General features: G+C 60.9%; 16 protein-coding genes, 1 tRNA gene and 1 other RNA gene. 9 read left to right on the forward strand and 9 right to left on the reverse strand.

Going from position 1 to position 13,583, the window contains the following annotated elements:
• Positions 1 to 29: 29 nt before the first annotated feature.
• Together AX760_RS17535 and ffs are read right to left on the reverse strand one after the other, a co-directional pair.
• Entirely contained in the window at positions 30 to 1,913 is a 1,884-nt protein-coding gene (locus tag AX760_RS17535) for a DNA polymerase III subunit gamma/tau (protein WP_071834285.1), read from the reverse strand.
• Positions 1,914 to 1,982: 69 nt separating this feature from the next.
• Positions 1,983 to 2,079, reverse strand: an RNA gene (gene ffs / locus AX760_RS17540) — signal recognition particle sRNA small type.
• A 121-nt stretch (positions 2,080 to 2,200) separates the two neighbouring features.
• Here ffs and AX760_RS17545 point away from each other — a divergent pair.
• Positions 2,201 to 2,605 (forward strand): HIT domain-containing protein, encoded by a 405-nt coding sequence (locus AX760_RS17545; RefSeq protein ID WP_083531225.1) that lies wholly within the window; start codon positions 2,201 to 2,203, stop codon positions 2,603 to 2,605.
• 2 nt (positions 2,606 to 2,607) lie between these two features.
• Positions 2,608 to 3,588, forward strand: coding sequence for an NAD(+) diphosphatase (nudC, locus tag AX760_RS17550; RefSeq protein ID WP_071834287.1), 981 nt, complete (start codon positions 2,608 to 2,610; stop codon positions 3,586 to 3,588).
• A 201-nt stretch (positions 3,589 to 3,789) separates the two neighbouring features.
• Here the strand turns inward: nudC and AX760_RS17555 are convergent, their stop codons facing one another.
• From AX760_RS17555 to AX760_RS17565, 3 genes are all read right to left on the reverse strand, one after another.
• Positions 3,790 to 3,927, reverse strand: coding sequence for a DUF1127 domain-containing protein (locus AX760_RS17555; protein ID WP_071834288.1), 138 nt, complete (start codon positions 3,925 to 3,927; stop codon positions 3,790 to 3,792).
• A 211-nt stretch (positions 3,928 to 4,138) separates the two neighbouring features.
• Complete coding sequence (locus tag AX760_RS17560) at positions 4,139 to 4,993, reverse strand: prephenate dehydratase (RefSeq protein ID WP_071834289.1); 855 nt, start codon at positions 4,991 to 4,993, stop codon at positions 4,139 to 4,141.
• A gap of 12 nt (positions 4,994 to 5,005) precedes the next feature.
• Positions 5,006 to 5,758 (reverse strand): 3-deoxy-manno-octulosonate cytidylyltransferase, encoded by a 753-nt coding sequence (locus AX760_RS17565; protein WP_071834302.1) that lies wholly within the window; start codon positions 5,756 to 5,758, stop codon positions 5,006 to 5,008.
• 155 nt (positions 5,759 to 5,913) lie between these two features.
• Here AX760_RS17565 and AX760_RS17570 point away from each other — a divergent pair, with 155 nt between their 5' ends.
• Positions 5,914 to 6,606, forward strand: a complete 693-nt coding sequence (locus AX760_RS17570; RefSeq protein ID WP_071834290.1) for a c-type cytochrome — start codon at positions 5,914 to 5,916, stop codon at positions 6,604 to 6,606.
• Positions 6,607 to 6,714: 108 nt separating this feature from the next.
• Here AX760_RS17570 and AX760_RS17575 read toward each other — a convergent pair whose 3' ends face one another.
• The 3 genes from AX760_RS17575 to AX760_RS17585 form a co-directional block, all read right to left on the reverse strand.
• Complete coding sequence (locus AX760_RS17575; RefSeq protein WP_071834291.1) at positions 6,715 to 7,659, reverse strand: AEC family transporter; 945 nt, start codon at positions 7,657 to 7,659, stop codon at positions 6,715 to 6,717.
• 200 nt (positions 7,660 to 7,859) lie between these two features.
• Positions 7,860 to 9,272 (reverse strand): DUF4360 domain-containing protein, encoded by a 1,413-nt coding sequence (locus AX760_RS17580; RefSeq protein WP_071834292.1) that lies wholly within the window; start codon positions 9,270 to 9,272, stop codon positions 7,860 to 7,862.
• A gap of 57 nt (positions 9,273 to 9,329) precedes the next feature.
• Positions 9,330 to 9,920 (reverse strand): DUF4360 domain-containing protein, encoded by a 591-nt coding sequence (locus tag AX760_RS17585; RefSeq protein WP_210187269.1) that lies wholly within the window; start codon positions 9,918 to 9,920, stop codon positions 9,330 to 9,332.
• A gap of 277 nt (positions 9,921 to 10,197) precedes the next feature.
• On the opposite strand from AX760_RS17585, the gene AX760_RS17590 reads away from it, so the two are divergent.
• The 4 genes from AX760_RS17590 to AX760_RS17605 all read left to right on the forward strand — a co-directional run bounded on the left by AX760_RS17590 (position 10,198) and on the right by AX760_RS17605 (position 11,937).
• Positions 10,198 to 10,491: a DUF982 domain-containing protein gene (locus AX760_RS17590; protein WP_087149294.1), complete on the forward strand. Its 294-nt coding sequence runs from the start codon at positions 10,198 to 10,200 to the stop codon at positions 10,489 to 10,491.
• Positions 10,492 to 10,567: 76 nt separating this feature from the next.
• Positions 10,568 to 10,837, forward strand: coding sequence for a BON domain-containing protein (locus AX760_RS17595; protein WP_071834295.1), 270 nt, complete (start codon positions 10,568 to 10,570; stop codon positions 10,835 to 10,837).
• Between the two features lie 216 nt (positions 10,838 to 11,053).
• Positions 11,054 to 11,560, forward strand: a complete 507-nt coding sequence (locus AX760_RS17600; RefSeq protein WP_071834296.1) for a hypothetical protein — start codon at positions 11,054 to 11,056, stop codon at positions 11,558 to 11,560.
• On the forward strand, positions 11,557 to 11,937 hold the full coding sequence (locus tag AX760_RS17605) for a DUF4112 domain-containing protein (protein ID WP_071834297.1): 381 nt from the start codon (positions 11,557 to 11,559) through the stop codon (positions 11,935 to 11,937). The genes AX760_RS17600 and AX760_RS17605 overlap by 4 nt, the downstream gene beginning before the upstream one ends.
• A 94-nt stretch (positions 11,938 to 12,031) precedes the next feature.
• Here the strand turns inward: AX760_RS17605 and AX760_RS17610 are convergent.
• Positions 12,032 to 12,121 (reverse strand) — tRNA-Ser (locus AX760_RS17610).
• A gap of 303 nt (positions 12,122 to 12,424) precedes the next feature.
• On the opposite strand from AX760_RS17610, the gene AX760_RS17615 reads away from it, so the two are divergent.
• Both AX760_RS17615 and msrA read left to right on the forward strand, forming a co-directional pair.
• A complete protein-coding gene (locus tag AX760_RS17615; protein ID WP_071834298.1) occupies positions 12,425 to 12,742 on the forward strand; it encodes a hypothetical protein in 318 nt (105 codons plus the stop codon).
• Positions 12,743 to 12,830: 88 nt separating this feature from the next.
• Complete coding sequence (msrA, locus tag AX760_RS17620; RefSeq protein WP_071834303.1) at positions 12,831 to 13,484, forward strand: peptide-methionine (S)-S-oxide reductase MsrA; 654 nt, start codon at positions 12,831 to 12,833, stop codon at positions 13,482 to 13,484.
• Positions 13,485 to 13,583 lie beyond the last annotated feature (99 nt).

A 13,583-nucleotide genomic window follows, 5' to 3' on the forward strand; every position in this document is an offset into this window, starting at 1 on the left:
ATCTCCTGCTTGTCTCGATAGGGATTAACTTAGTGCTCGATGTCGTCGCCGGGAAGGATGTCGCCTTCGTCGGATTCCGCCACGGAAAGGGCCACGGGGGCCAGCTCCGATTCGGGCTCCGGCCCCTTGATGCGAACGTCGGTGATCTTGGCGCCGGGAAACCGGGCCAGAATGGCGGCGACATCCGGGTCCTGCCGGGCATCGCTGACGCGCCGTTCCTGCGCCTGCGTTTCCGCCTCGATCAGCGTCTGCTGGCCTGGCTCGCGGCTGAGGATGACCATCCAGCGGGTGCCGGTCCATTCGTCGAGTTTTTTCTGCAGATCTCCGACCAGCGTTTTCGGCGCATCGTCCGGCAGGTTGATTTGCAGCCGTCCGGGCTCGATGCTGACGAGGCGCACGAAGCCCCGCACCAGTGTCTTCAGCCGAATATCGCGATTGGTGGCGCAGAGGTCGGCGATATCGCTCACCGAGCGGATCGGAACCTTCGGCTCGAGCCTGACGATCGGCGCTTCAACCGGTCTGGCTTCGGTCTTTCCCAAAATTGCCGCCGGCTGTTCGACGATATCAGGAACTGCTCGCAGCATGGTCGCGCCGTTTCCGGTCACGCGCTGGGCAGGCTGGGTGTCGATCGGACGTGCCTGAGCCGGGGTGTTGCCCGAGGCTGTCGGCGAATGGCCGCTACTTGCGCCATTCGGCGCAGGCGGTTGCCTTTGCGGCTCTGCGCCGGAAAGCTCCAGAAGCCGGCGCGCTGCATCTTCGGGCGAGGGCAGGTGTGCCGCATGTGCAAGCCGGATGATGACCATCTCCGCAGCCCCTGCCGGCCGCGACGAGCTTTCGGTCTCCGGAATGCCCTTAAGCAGCATCTGCCAGATGCGCGACAGCGTGGTCACCGCAATGCTGCCGGCGAATTCCGCCCCGCGAATGCGTTCGATCTCGCTCAGGGACTGGTCGCCGCTTGCATCCGGGACGTATTTGAGCCGGGTGACGAGATGGGTGAAATCGGCAAGGTCTGTCAGCACCACGGCGGGGCTGGCGCCGGCCTCGTACTGGCCGCCAAATTCCTGCAGCGCTGCAGCAACGTCGCCCGTGACGATGTGCTGGAAGAGATCGACGATCCGGGCCCGGTCCGCAAGCCCAAGCATGGAGCGCACGGCCTCGACTTCGACCACGCCGCCGCCATGGGCGATGGCCTGATCGAGCAATGAGAGGCCATCGCGCGCCGAACCTTCAGCCGCGCGCGCAATCATCGCCATGGCATCGGGATCGGCGGAAATGCCTTCCTTGCCGAGAATGGTGGTAAACAGGCCGACAAGATCGGATGCGCCGATGCGGCGCAGGTCGAAGCGCTGGCAGCGCGACAGGACGGTGATCGGTACTTTTCGGATTTCGGTCGTGGCGAAGATGAACTTCACATGCTCCGGCGGCTCTTCGAGCGTCTTCAACAGGCCGTTGAAGGCCTGGGTCGAGAGCATATGCACTTCGTCGATAATGTAGACTTTATAGCGTGCCGAAACAGGGCGGTAGCGCACCTGCTCGATGATCTCTCTGATATCGTCAATGCCGGTATGCGAGGCAGCGTCCATCTCGATCACGTCGACATGGCGTCCTTCCATGATCGCCTGGCAATGCTCGCCGGGGATGCGCAGGTCGATGGTCGGCTTGTCGATTTCGGCGGTCTTGTAGTTCAGCGCGCGTGCAAGGATGCGGGCGGTCGTCGTCTTGCCGACGCCGCGCACGCCGGTCAGCATATAGGCCTGGGCGATGCGGCCGGTCTCGAAGGCGTTGGTGAGCGTGCGCACCATCGGCTCCTGGCCGACCATGAGATCGGAGAAATCCTTCGGGCGATACTTGCGCGCCAGCACTCGGTAGGCGGCAGGCTTTTCGGCGGGTGGGATCAGGATATCTTCGCTCATCGCCCTTTTTTTCCCCGGTATGGGGCCGCTCGGCTTCAAGTCGTGTCCAGAAAGGACAGAAGGAAAAGGGTGGGAGGCTGGCACGATGACCCGTGCCTGGCTCGTTGGGGCTGCTTCCTTCCGGACCTGACCCGGTTGGCGAGTGGCTCGTCCACCACCAACCTCCCGCTCTTCATATCGGCAATATCGAAACCAAATGCAAGCCAAGCCTTCAAAAAACTGCTATCGGTTTCCAAAACAACGAGAATACTGCTCGGCACATCGCAGTGCCGCTACGGGAGAACTTCTTGCCTGCCTTTGATCTCGACGAACGTCTCGCCCGCGACAGCCTCCTGGTCGCACCGATCGGCCTGTGCCAGTTGCGGCTGCTGAATGATCGCCGCTGGCCTTGGCTGGTGCTGGTCCCCCAGCGCGACGGCATATCGGAAGTTTTCGACCTGACGCCTCTCGATCAGGTCATGCTCTCCTTCGAGACCAACCTCGTCGCAACGGCATTGAAAAAGGTCACCGGTGCGACCAAGATCAACATCGGTGCGCTGGGCAACATCGTCCGCCAGCTTCATGTCCACGTCATCGCCCGCAACGAGGGCGATGCCAACTGGCCGGGTCCGGTCTGGGGATATGGAACGGCGGAGCCATGGCAGACGGCGGACCGCGAGAAATTGGCCGCACAGATACTGGAAAACATCTGAACATGACGAAATCGATCTTCGACCTGCGCAGCCCGCATCCCGAACCGAGCACGCTCGTCGCCTTTGCCGAAAACCCTCTGGATCGACAGTCCGAACATCGTGCCGAGGATTGCGTCGAGGCTGCGTTCAAGGTGGAGGGCGCGCATGTCTTTGCCTTTTCAGGCGGCAGGCTGGTCGTCAAACACGACGAAAAGATCATCGACCCACTGTTTGCGCCCTATGAGCTGGCCGGTCTCGAACCGCAGCTGGACGATGCCATCCTGCTCGGTTTCCTGCCGAACGGCGAGCCGCGTCTTGCCGTACCGATCGGTCTTACCGAAGAAACCCTGCCCGCTCCCTTCAAACTCGCCGATGGCCGCACGCTCTATCGCCAGCAGATGCTGCCCGACGCCGTGCTGGGCCAGTTCGCGCAGGCTTCCAGCCTCCTCACCTGGAACGCGACAAACCGCTTCTGCGGCAAGTGTGGCTCGGTCATGGAAGGAAAGGCCGGCGGCTATCGTCGGGTCTGCACCGCCTGCGAACACATGGTGTTTCCGCGCACTGACCCTGTGGTCATCATGTTGACGATCGATCTGGAGCGCGACCTCTGCCTGCTCGGCCGCAGCCCGCATTTTCCCGAAGGCATGTATTCCTGTCTCGCCGGCTTCCTGGAGCCAGGAGAAACGATCGAGCACGCCGTGCGCCGCGAAACCCAGGAGGAATCCGGTATCCGCATCGGCCGCGTGCGCTATCACGCCTCGCAGCCCTGGCCGATGCCGCACACGCTGATGATCGGATGTTTCGCCGAGGCGAAGTCACGCGATATCCACTGTGATGATCGGGAGCTGGAGGATTGCCGCTGGTTCACGCGCGACGAGACGGCCGCCATGCTGGCCCGCAACACCGGCGTCTCGCAGGATCCGGGCGAACAGGTATCGCCGCCCAAGGGGGCGATCGCCCACCAGCTGATGCGCGACTGGCTCGACTGGGACATGCCGTCTTGAAAGCTGGCTGAGGGATTGGCGCGTTGATATCGGTTAATGGCGGACATTTCCGATCAGCGCGTGTCTCTGTTTCCTTGGAAACGATCAGGTTCTTTGGGCCGGATTAGACTGGCTGTCTGGTTTGCCCTTTCGGGCGATCTCCGCCTGTGCAATGGCGGAAATGATCGCGAGCATCGCTGACTGGAGGGCAGCGTTTTGGGATCAGCGGCCGTAGACGGCGCTGTTGATTTCGGAGCGCGAAATGCCGAGGTCGCTGAGGGTGTGGTCGCTGAGGCGGCTCAGTTCGCGAACGGCGCGGCGATTGACTGCATACTGTACGAGCTTCTGACGAATGTTCATGGTGTCTCTCCTTGTTCGGTTGAAAAGAAGATACGCATTTGCACAAAAAATAAGTAGCGCAATGATTGCAGATTAGGCATGCGCCGGACGCGGAGCAGTGGACATGATCGCGCCGGAATCCTTCTGTTTCAGTCCCTGGGGCCGCATTTCGGCACAGAAGCGCCGCAAAGATTAACGCTTCCCTAAAATGCCCATAAAAGCGGCATCGACCTTAAAGCGTCCTGCGCATGGGATGGGCGGCATAGGTGCCGAGAACACGAACCTGTTCCGAGAAGAATTTCAATTCCTCCAGCGCCCGGGCAACATTCGCGTCGGACGGATGACCCTCGATGTCGGCATAAAACTGCGTTGCAATGAACTTGCCGCCGAGCTGGTAGCTTTCGAGCTTTGTCATGTTGATGCCGTTGGTGGCGAAGCCGCCGAGTGCCTTGTAGAGCGCGGCCGGAATATTGCGGACATTGAAGACGAAGGTGGTGACAATCACCTCTTCTGATGTCGATCGGTCGATAGGCTGCTCCTCGAGCGACAGGACGACGAACCGCGTGACGTTGCTTTCCGTGTCCTCGACGTTCTCGGCGATGATGTCGAGGCCATAGAGGTCGGCGGCAAGACGCGGCGCAAGCGCTGCCATCGAGCGATCGCCCAGTTCCTGCACCAGTTTGGCAGCGCCGGCCGTATCGCCGGCAACGACCGGTTTCCAGCCATTGGCGCGGACGATCTTGCGGCATTGGCCAAGCGCATGGATGTGGCTGTGCACGGTGCGGATCTCGTCACGCGAAACGCCCGGCAGCACCATCAGCTGGAAGCGGATCGGCATGAAATACTCGCCGACGATATGCAGGCGCGATTCCGGCAGGAGGTGATGGATGTCGGCGACACGACCGGCAATCGTGTTCTCGATCGGGATCATCGCCAGATCGGCTTCGCCGTTTTCCACAGCGAGGAAGGCATCCTCGAAGGTCTGGCAGGGCAACGGTTCCATGTCCGGGAACATGTCGCGGCAGGCCATGTCGGAATTGGCGCCGTAGTCGCCCTGAAAGGAAATCCGGTTTGTCTTGGTATGCATTGCGTGGTCCGATCAGGCTTTTGCGGAAAGAAGGCGGCGTGCCTTCTCGAGGTCGGCCGGCGTATCGACGCCGAGCGGAATGGACTGGACGATCTCGACATCGATGCGCATGCCGGCTTCGAGCGCCCGCAGTTGTTCCAGCGATTCGCGTCGTTCAAGGGCCGATGGCGGCAGCGAGACAAAGCGTTCCAGCGCCTTGCGGCGATAGGCGTAGAGCCCGATGTGGTGATACAGCGGCCCGGGGCCGTGCGGCGCCGTCGTCCGTGTGAAGTAGAGCGCGCGCATACGGCTGGCCGAGATGGGTGAGCCGACGACCTTCACGACGTTCGGGTTGCGCTTTTCGTCCTCGTCCTCGATCTCGACGGTCAGGGTGGCGATGTCGACTGCAGGATCCTCCAGCGGGCGCAACGCGGCCCGGATCGTCTGCGGCTCGATGGTCGGCAGGTCACCCTGCACGTTGATGATAGTTTGCACCTTGCCGTCCGGGTCGCTCTTCGTCAGCGCCTCGTAGATCCTGTCGGAGCCGGATTGATGATCCATGCGGGTCATGACGGCTTCGAAACCCGACGTTGTCACCGCGTCGAACGTGTCCTGATGATCGACGGCGACAACAATACGGCCAACATTCGCATCCTTCGCCCGCAGCGCCACTTGCACGATCATCGGCAAGCCGCAAATATCGGCAAGCGGCTTGCCGGGCAGGCGGGCCGATGCCATGCGTGCCGGAATGAGAATGAGGGTTTGACCCAAAATATCGTGATTCATGCTTTGGCCTTCAAAACGCGCCGGAAAAGTGTCAAAAGGTCTCAGTCCGGCGTGGATAATCTTTGTTGCAACGCAGAGCCAAAAGACATAGGTTCCGCGCGATTTCAAGATGGGCCGGTGTATGTTTGTGCCAGCCGCAAGGGGAGCGTTTGCAGATGAACTCGTATGTGAACATGGGTGTGGGTGCCTTTCTTGGTACGGTCTTCGTGCTGATGTCCGTATCGATCGCATCGGAAGGCGTGTTCCACTCGGAAGTTCCCGAGAAGGAAGGTTTCGCGATCATCGCTGAAGAGGGCGCGTCCGAGGCCGGCGGCGCCGCTGAAGTTGCCGAAGTCGATATCAAGCCGCTTCTTGCCTCTGCCGACGCCACCGCCGGTGCCAACGTCTTCAAGAAATGTGCGAGCTGTCATAGCATCGAGAAGGGCGGGCCCAATAAGGTCGGCCCGGGTCTCTGGGGCATTGTCGACCACGCGATCGCCGCGCATGAAGGATTTTCCTATTCGGCTGGCATGAAGACCTTTGCCGAGGCCAACAAGACCTGGTCCTATGATCACCTGAGCTACTTTATCGAGGCGCCGAAGAAACATGTCCCAGGCACCGCAATGGGCTTTGCCGGTGTGAAGAAGCCGGATGAGCGCGCCAATCTGATCGCCTATCTGCGCGAACAGTCTGACACACCGTCACCGCTGCCAGAGGCCATGGCCGCTGCGGCGCCTGCCGCCGAAGGCGATGCCGCAACGCCTGCTGCAGAGGGCGATGCGGCATCGCCTGCCGTAGCAGGCGATGCCATGACGCCTGCAGCGGAAGGCGAGAAGCCGGCTGCAGAAACAACGGCGCCGGCGAACTGATCGGCCTAAACGTTCACTCCGCTAAAACGAAGCCCGGTCTACGCCGGGCTTTTTGCTTTTTAGGATTGCTGGCTGATCGTCTCGCGAAGCGGAAACAAGGCCGCCCGGTTACAGAAGGATGTAGGCCCAGGCGGAGACCGACAGGACGCCGAGTGCCGTGGTCAGCGTAATGGTCGAGGAGGCGAGACCGTGCCCGACATTGAAGTGGTTGGCGATCAGCCAGGCATTGACGCCGGTCGGCACGGCCGAGGTTAGCACCAGGGCAGCCGTCCAAGTCTGGTTGAGGCCGAGCACGTGGCAGGCGCCGTAGACCGTAGCCGGGAAAACAACGAGCTTCAGCAGGCTGGTGACGGACGCCATGCCGATGTTTCCGGAAAGGCCATACTTGTCGAGCGCCATGCCGATCGAGATGAGTGCGGCCGGTGCTGCGACACCGGCGATCTGGTCGACGACGATTTTGATCGGACCGCCGAGCGGCACGCCAGTCAGATGCGCCGCTGCCCCGCAGGCAAGGCCAATGACCAGCGGATTGCGCACGAGGTTGCGCCCGATGCCCCTCAGAAGGGTCAGCGGGCTCTGGCCGGGTCTGCCGCTGACCTTGCGCTCGGCCCGCTCCATCAGGATCGTGCCGGCGATCATCATCACCGGCAGATGGACGGAGAGGAGGATCGAGATCGCGACGATGCCCTCTTCGCCGAGCGTGCGGGAAACCAGGGGAAGACCGATGAAGACGGTATTGGCAAAGGCGGAGGAAACGCCGGCGAGAACCCCGATCCGCGCATCCCTGTCGAAAAACAGCGTCGCTGCGAGATGACCCAGCGTCCAGGTGATGGCGACGCCGGAAAAATAGGCGGCCCAGAGCGGCCAGGGCGATCCATCGCGGAAATCGGCCTCGGCAATCGTGCGAAACAGCAGCACCGGGACCGCAACCCGGAAGACGAAATCGCCAAGCGCATCACCGACCGAGGCTTGCAGGTAATGGCACCGCACGATCAGCCATCCAACCAGAATGAGGATGAAGATCGGTACGACATTGAGAAAGACATCGGACATCAGGCAGGTTTCCGTAAAAAGCAGGTCCTACCGGCTTAACCCCCTTCGATCACGCGCGGCAAGCGCAGGATGACGGCAATCGGTTCCGGATCGGACAATGCGGCTTCCCTTTCCGCATGGCGAGCGGCAGGCTTGCGCGTTGCCGACGTGCCCCATGTCTTTCCCGGATACTTCGCAAACGTGGTCGCCAGCGCCTGCGTTTAGAACGAGGCTTTCAGCTGGCCACCGATATCCAGTTTCGGCTTGTCGCCCTCGCGAAATGTGGCCGAGAGCGTAGCGTCGACCTTCCAGCGTTCGTCGAATTTCCATCCGAGCCGTCCGCCAATCGCGGCGAAGTCCCGGTCCTGCGAGCGGCCGTCGATCGAACCGACCCAGGCGATGTCGGCACGGGCGCCAGCGCTTGTGCCGAATGTGCGGCCGAGCGCTGCCGACAGCGTATAATCCAGCTTGCCGCCGGTATCGTGCGTCCAGCCGATCTCGGCGGCCACTGTGTCCGTGATGGTGCGCTGCCCGGCCACGGTCGCTGCAAACAGATTGGCTCTCGAGGCCGCCTCGCTATAGCCGTCAAGATCAAGCCAGCTGCGTGTATAGCGAGCCGATAGGGCCAGTTCGTTGGCGTTGTCAGGCGCGTAAATGGCACCGATGCGGCCATAGGTGCTGAACAGCGTGCCCTCGTCCGTCCCGGTGGAGGATACCATCCGGCCAGTGTCGAAATAGGAGCGGCTGAAGCGGATTGCCATGTCGGGTGAACCCCAGGCGCCGATTTCGCCAAAGGCCCGCAGCGGCAAACCGCTCTCGGGAGAAAGGTAACGTACGCCCCCGGCCATCAGCAGCGCGCTGTCGCGATCGATATCTGTATTTCCGGACGCCGAAAGAGCGGCGCCACCAAGCAGAGTGAAGCCGTTGCCAGCCTCCCAGCGCCCGTTGAAGCCGGCAGCGGGCCCATTCGAACTGCCAAACAGCGAAAGGCTGGTCTCGCCCTGGATGCTCTGGTAACCGCCGAGCATCAGTTGTGCGGTATCCATGAGGTCGATTGCGACCGCCTGTCTCTGGTTGGCCAGTTGATCAAGCGAGGCCGTAACCGAATCAATGGTGGTGAAGCCGATCCGGGCGAAGTCGATGGTATCGAGGAAGAGGCCGGCTGCAAAATCCGTCTCGTTGATCGGACCTTCGGCGATAATCGTCACGCCGAGCTGCACCGTGTCCGAACCAAAGCTGCCAATCTGCTCCCCGGTCTGGAAGTCTTCCTGTGTCGCGCCGTCAATGTTGGTGCGGATGGTTTTCTGTTCACCCGGTTTGCCGCTGGTGATTGTCGCTGTCTGCCCGTTTTCAACGGTCACGAAGCCGCGATAATCGACCGCGAACACGCTGTATCCCTTTGGCTGTGTCACGGCGATGCTGAGATTGCAGGTCGTGGTTGCGCGTGCGATGCCCGCCGTGCCGCCAGCGCCGACGGAGAAGTCGTCGAAGAGAACGCTTGTCGCATTGCCATCCGGCGATGTCACTGTACTCGACGTCCCGGGCGCACAGCCATCGGCTGCCTGTGCGGGTGAAAAGCCAAGCGGAAAAACGGTCAGGACAAGACCGGCGGCAAGGGGAACAGGAAGACGCAAGACACTCTCCTCAAGGCGGCAGGCGGCGGGCAGTGCCGCCTGCATTTTCGGGTGGAATTACCGGCAGGTACGCCACTGCAGGCGATAGACGATGGCTGCCTTGACGTCCTGGGTATCGACCGTCGCCATGGCCTCCTGGCCGCGCGTGGTGTTGACCCGGATGCTGGAATTCGTGCGCAGGTTGACGTCGGTGCCGCAGGGAGACCAGACGAGCGCGTCGGCGACCAGCTTGTTGGAGATCAGGTAATCCTTCTCCTTTGGACCGGTAAAGCTCTGTATGAATGTCGGGCCGCGGGCGCCGGCAAAGAAATACTCGACATTGAACTGCGAGCGGGCGCCGCGCGGCAGCTGGTTGAAGCCGCGATAATCGACGGCCAGGACCGAGACGCTACGCCCCTGCGGCACATGCACGGGAATGGCGACATTGCAGGTCTTGCGGTCGAAGGACTTGCCCGTCTCGCCGCCGGCCTGGACGATATACTCGTCGAACAGCAGGCTGAGTGCCTTGGCATCGGGGCTGAGCGTAGCGGAAACACTGTTCGACGGGCAACCACTGCCACCATAGCCGGGAATTCCGAGCGAGATATCATCGGCATAGGCAACCGAACTCATGAAGACGGTGGAGAGCAGAACGGCAAGAGCTTTCATGGATTTTTCCTCGATACGGCCAACGAGGGTCTCCTCGTTCGGCTTTCATCTTATTCAATGTTGCTGAACGCCTGCTGAGTGCAGCGTTCAGATACAATTCAGCGACTTTCAGACCTGTTTCTAGCGTAATCACGTAAATAAATTTTTAACCAAATGTGGTCGAAACGGCCCCGGTTTACGGCCAAATTCCGACAGCCTCGCAGTCTTCGCACAAGCATTGCATGCGATTGTTCGTCCGTGTGGTTTCCGTAAACCGGTCAGATCATGCAGCAGATTCATGGGTGTTGCAGCGTTGCTGCGATGGGAGGCGCCTGCGTTGAACGAGAAATGGTGGCAGGAGCCCGTAGCGCTGGAGCTCGACGGGATCGGCAAGTACAGCTTCATTCACAACACCCGCGAAGCCGCGGAATGCCTGCTTGATCGTTGGCCGGTGCATGACGGGAAAGCCTACAAGGCCGCTATCCGGATGTGCAGCTACGTGCTCAACGGCAAGCAGCCGGCAGATTACGCGCGTCAGGATTTCATCGCAGCGGCGGTCGAAGCGCTCATCCATGTCAGGCCGCCGCACTAAAGGTCCGCGCCCTGTCTGGAAACGGAACATTCGGTCTTAGGGTGCGTTCACTCCATACAGGCAAGGGAGTGGCGTCATGGTTCCGAATATTCAGGGTTTTTCCCATACGGATGACGATCCGCATCTCTCCGGCGATGATCTCGCGCAAAAGGTCCTGCGCTACATACGCTACGTCGCGCTTGTGGATACATCAGAGCTTTCCGTCTATGCGTTGGATCGGATGGTCGTCCTGACCGGCTATGTGTCCTGCGAGGCCGAGTTGGGCTGCATAGAGGATGCGGCTGCATCCGTGATCGGCGTTCATCTTGTCGAAAACCGTGTCGAAGTTCGTGCAAAGCCGAACTGACGGACTGCTTTGAGGGCCGGGTACCAATCTCAGATAGCATCGGCATGCCGGCTTCCTGCGCCGCGCTTTTGCTTTGCCGCGAGACGCACGCTAAGACACAGCGAAGGCAAGGCGCAACCCTTGCGTCACTCGCCCACCACCTGTCTGGCACTGCCTTGCGTACTGGGGGTGTGCTAAGCGAGAAAGCCCAGGAAGAAACAGGGAAGGGAGACACGAATGAGCGCTATCGTGGCCGGGCGGTCCTGCGACAGCTGCTCGCTGTGCTGCATCCTGCCCGATATCGATGCGCTGGAGAAACCGGCCAATACCGTCTGCCGCCATTGTGCTCCCGAAAGCAGATGCCTGATATACCTCGATCGGCCGCAGCTCTGCGCCGATTTTCATTGTGCCTGGATGACGGATGGCGCGATGACCGCCGAATGGGAACCGTCCCGCGCGCATATGATGGTCTATAGCCAGGGGCCGCAGATTACCGTGCTTGTCGACCCAGCCTATCCGGAAGCCCACCGGCAGACGCCCTATCGCGAGCAACTGGCGCAATGGGCTTCAAGCGCCGCCCCGTCGGGAGGCTTCGTGATCGTCTTTGTCGGCGATACCGCCATCAAGATCGAACCCCGGTCCCACGGGATCAATGCCACAGCCCATGACAGCATCAGACGAAGAGATCGGGAACTTTCCGGCGCCGGGACCATTGCTGGCTCTGACCCAAAGGAGTTTGCATGAACCGCGAAGAGATTTTCAGTCCCCTTGATGATATCGATCTGAACAGGCTGCGGCGTCTGCGTCTTCTCGCCCGGATGATGGACACCGCCATCCGCGTGCCGGGGACGAGCATCCGGTTCGGGGCAGATTCGATCGTCGGGTTGCTGCCGGTTGTTGGCGACGCCGGAGGCGCACTCGTCGGGCTGTATATCGTCAACGAGGCCCGCAGGCTGGGCGTGCCCTCACACAAGCTGACGCGCATGGTCTCCAACGTCGCGCTTGACGGCCTGGTCGGCAGCGTTCCGCTCCTGGGCGACCTGTTCGACGTCTACTTCAAATCGCACCGCCGCAACGTCAAGATCATCCTTGATCATTTCGGGATACCCGACACCGATTGACGGGCTTGCCGAACGATCGGCGTTTTTCGGGCATAGGGCCGGACAGCGCGCAGTCTTGGGGGGAACCGGAAGATCAATCTCTTGGAAAAGAGAATGGCGGACAGGGCGGGATTCGAACCCGCGGTACGCTCTCACGCACACACACTTTCCAGGCGTGCGCCTTAAACCACTCGGCCACCTGTCCGTTTTATCGATCCGCCGGTGGTTGGCCGGGGGATTTGAAGCAAAGCTGCGGGCTTTCTTCGGAATGTTCGGGCGGCCAGTGGCAGCCCGTTCTGTGTCGCATGGTAGAAACCAGCGGACCGGCGCGATATATACCGATCAATTCCCGCGGATCAACTGAATTCTGACAGTTATTTGCGTTCTTGTGAGAGTGACCGCGCGCGGTGCGCATTGCACTTGCTGCATGGTGTGCCTATTTCTTGTCGTGACGAGGGCGCGCGGCGGTTCAAACGGTGACCGCAGGACGCGGCGGAGTGAAGATGTCATGCGTTTCCTGCTGAGGGTCTTGAGTTTTCTATTGCTGGTCACCGGGGTGCTGGTTGCATCGGTGGATGCGATCCAGTCCGTTTCTGCATCCGACGTCGTGCTGACCCCGCTGGGTGTTGCACTGGCATCGGTCGGGCCGGATGCCTCGGACACCATCCAGTCCCTGGAAAAGCTGCAGGCCGATCCGATGCCGTGGAGCGTCGCTTCGCGCTGGCTGCTTCTCCAGCCGGCCTTTGCGGTCCTGCTCGGGGGCGCGTTCCTGCTCTGGATGCTTGCCTATAGGCGGCCGGCGGCGGCCGGACGGTTTGCTGCCTGAACGCCTGCGGGATGCGGCAGATTTAAGATTTGATGGTGCCGGCGCAATGACCGGCCGCAAGAACAACAAGAGTGAAAAGGAGACAGCCATGTTCCTGATCGACATGTTCAATAAGAAGACGGCGATGCCGGATGCGCAGACGGCCCTTCCGGGGCGGGAGACCGCAATGCCGACATCGGTGACGCATTTCGTCAACGGACGTGCCCTGAAGGGGCCTTATCCGGAGGGTTACAAGGAGGTTGCGCTTGGCATGGGGTGCTTCTGGGGCGCGGAGCGCCTGCTCTGGCAGATCCCCGGCGTTTACGTGACGGCCGTCGGCTATGCCGGTGGCTATACCAGGAACCCCACCTACCAGGAAACCACGACGGGGCTCACAGGCCATACGGAAGTGGTGCTGGTGGTCTACGATCCCTCGACGGTGGCTTTTGCCGATATCCTCAAGGTCTTTTTCGAGGAGCATGATCCGACCCAGGGCATGCGTCAGGGCAATGATATCGGCACCACCTACCGGTCGGCGATCTACGTCTATGATGATGCGCAACTGGCTGAGGCAAAGGCGGCGCGCGATCTGTTCCAGGCGGCGTTGAGCAATTCAGGACATACCGGCAAGGTGACGACCGAGATCGGCACGGCCGGTGCCTTCTATTTCGCCGAGGCCGAACACCAACAGTATCTGGCCAAGAACCCACGCGGCTATTGCGGTCTCAAAGGCACGGGCGTCACGTGCCCGATCGGGGCCTGAAGGGTCAAAATTTGATCGAAAAGACCAAAAAACCGGCATTTCGCCGGTTTTTCGGATTGTCGATCTTTTTTTACCAATTGAAAAATTTCGGGTGAATTT

The organism is Pararhizobium antarcticum (genome assembly GCF_001885585.1).
Lineage (GTDB): Bacteria > Pseudomonadota > Alphaproteobacteria > Rhizobiales > Rhizobiaceae > Pararhizobium > Pararhizobium antarcticum.

What these genes read in the sequence shown, in the direction of transcription:
- AX760_RS17570 (WP_071834290.1), top strand. Translation starts at nt 5,914, where the DNA reads ATGAACTCGTATGTGAACATGGGTGTGGGTGCCTTTCTTGGTACGGTC.
- msrA (WP_071834303.1), top strand. Translation starts at nt 12,831, where the DNA reads ATGTTCCTGATCGACATGTTCAATAAGAAGACGGCGATGCCGGATGCG.
- AX760_RS17590 (WP_087149294.1), top strand. Translation starts at nt 10,198, where the DNA reads ATGGGTGTTGCAGCGTTGCTGCGATGGGAGGCGCCTGCGTTGAACGAG.
- AX760_RS17600 (WP_071834296.1), top strand. Translation starts at nt 11,054, where the DNA reads ATGAGCGCTATCGTGGCCGGGCGGTCCTGCGACAGCTGCTCGCTGTGC.
- AX760_RS17535 (WP_071834285.1), bottom strand. Translation starts at nt 1,913, where the DNA reads ATGAGCGAAGATATCCTGATCCCACCCGCCGAAAAGCCTGCCGCCTAC.
- AX760_RS17615 (WP_071834298.1), top strand. Translation starts at nt 12,425, where the DNA reads ATGCGTTTCCTGCTGAGGGTCTTGAGTTTTCTATTGCTGGTCACCGGG.
- AX760_RS17585 (WP_210187269.1), bottom strand. Translation starts at nt 9,920, where the DNA reads ATGAAAGCTCTTGCCGTTCTGCTCTCCACCGTCTTCATGAGTTCGGTT.
- AX760_RS17560 (WP_071834289.1), bottom strand. Translation starts at nt 4,993, where the DNA reads ATGCATACCAAGACAAACCGGATTTCCTTTCAGGGCGACTACGGCGCC.
- AX760_RS17575 (WP_071834291.1), bottom strand. Translation starts at nt 7,659, where the DNA reads ATGTCCGATGTCTTTCTCAATGTCGTACCGATCTTCATCCTCATTCTG.
- AX760_RS17595 (WP_071834295.1), top strand. Translation starts at nt 10,568, where the DNA reads ATGGTTCCGAATATTCAGGGTTTTTCCCATACGGATGACGATCCGCAT.
- nudC (WP_071834287.1), top strand. Translation starts at nt 2,608, where the DNA reads ATGACGAAATCGATCTTCGACCTGCGCAGCCCGCATCCCGAACCGAGC.
- AX760_RS17565 (WP_071834302.1), bottom strand. Translation starts at nt 5,758, where the DNA reads ATGAATCACGATATTTTGGGTCAAACCCTCATTCTCATTCCGGCACGC.
- AX760_RS17605 (WP_071834297.1), top strand. Translation starts at nt 11,557, where the DNA reads ATGAACCGCGAAGAGATTTTCAGTCCCCTTGATGATATCGATCTGAAC.
- AX760_RS17555 (WP_071834288.1), bottom strand. Translation starts at nt 3,927, where the DNA reads ATGAACATTCGTCAGAAGCTCGTACAGTATGCAGTCAATCGCCGCGCC.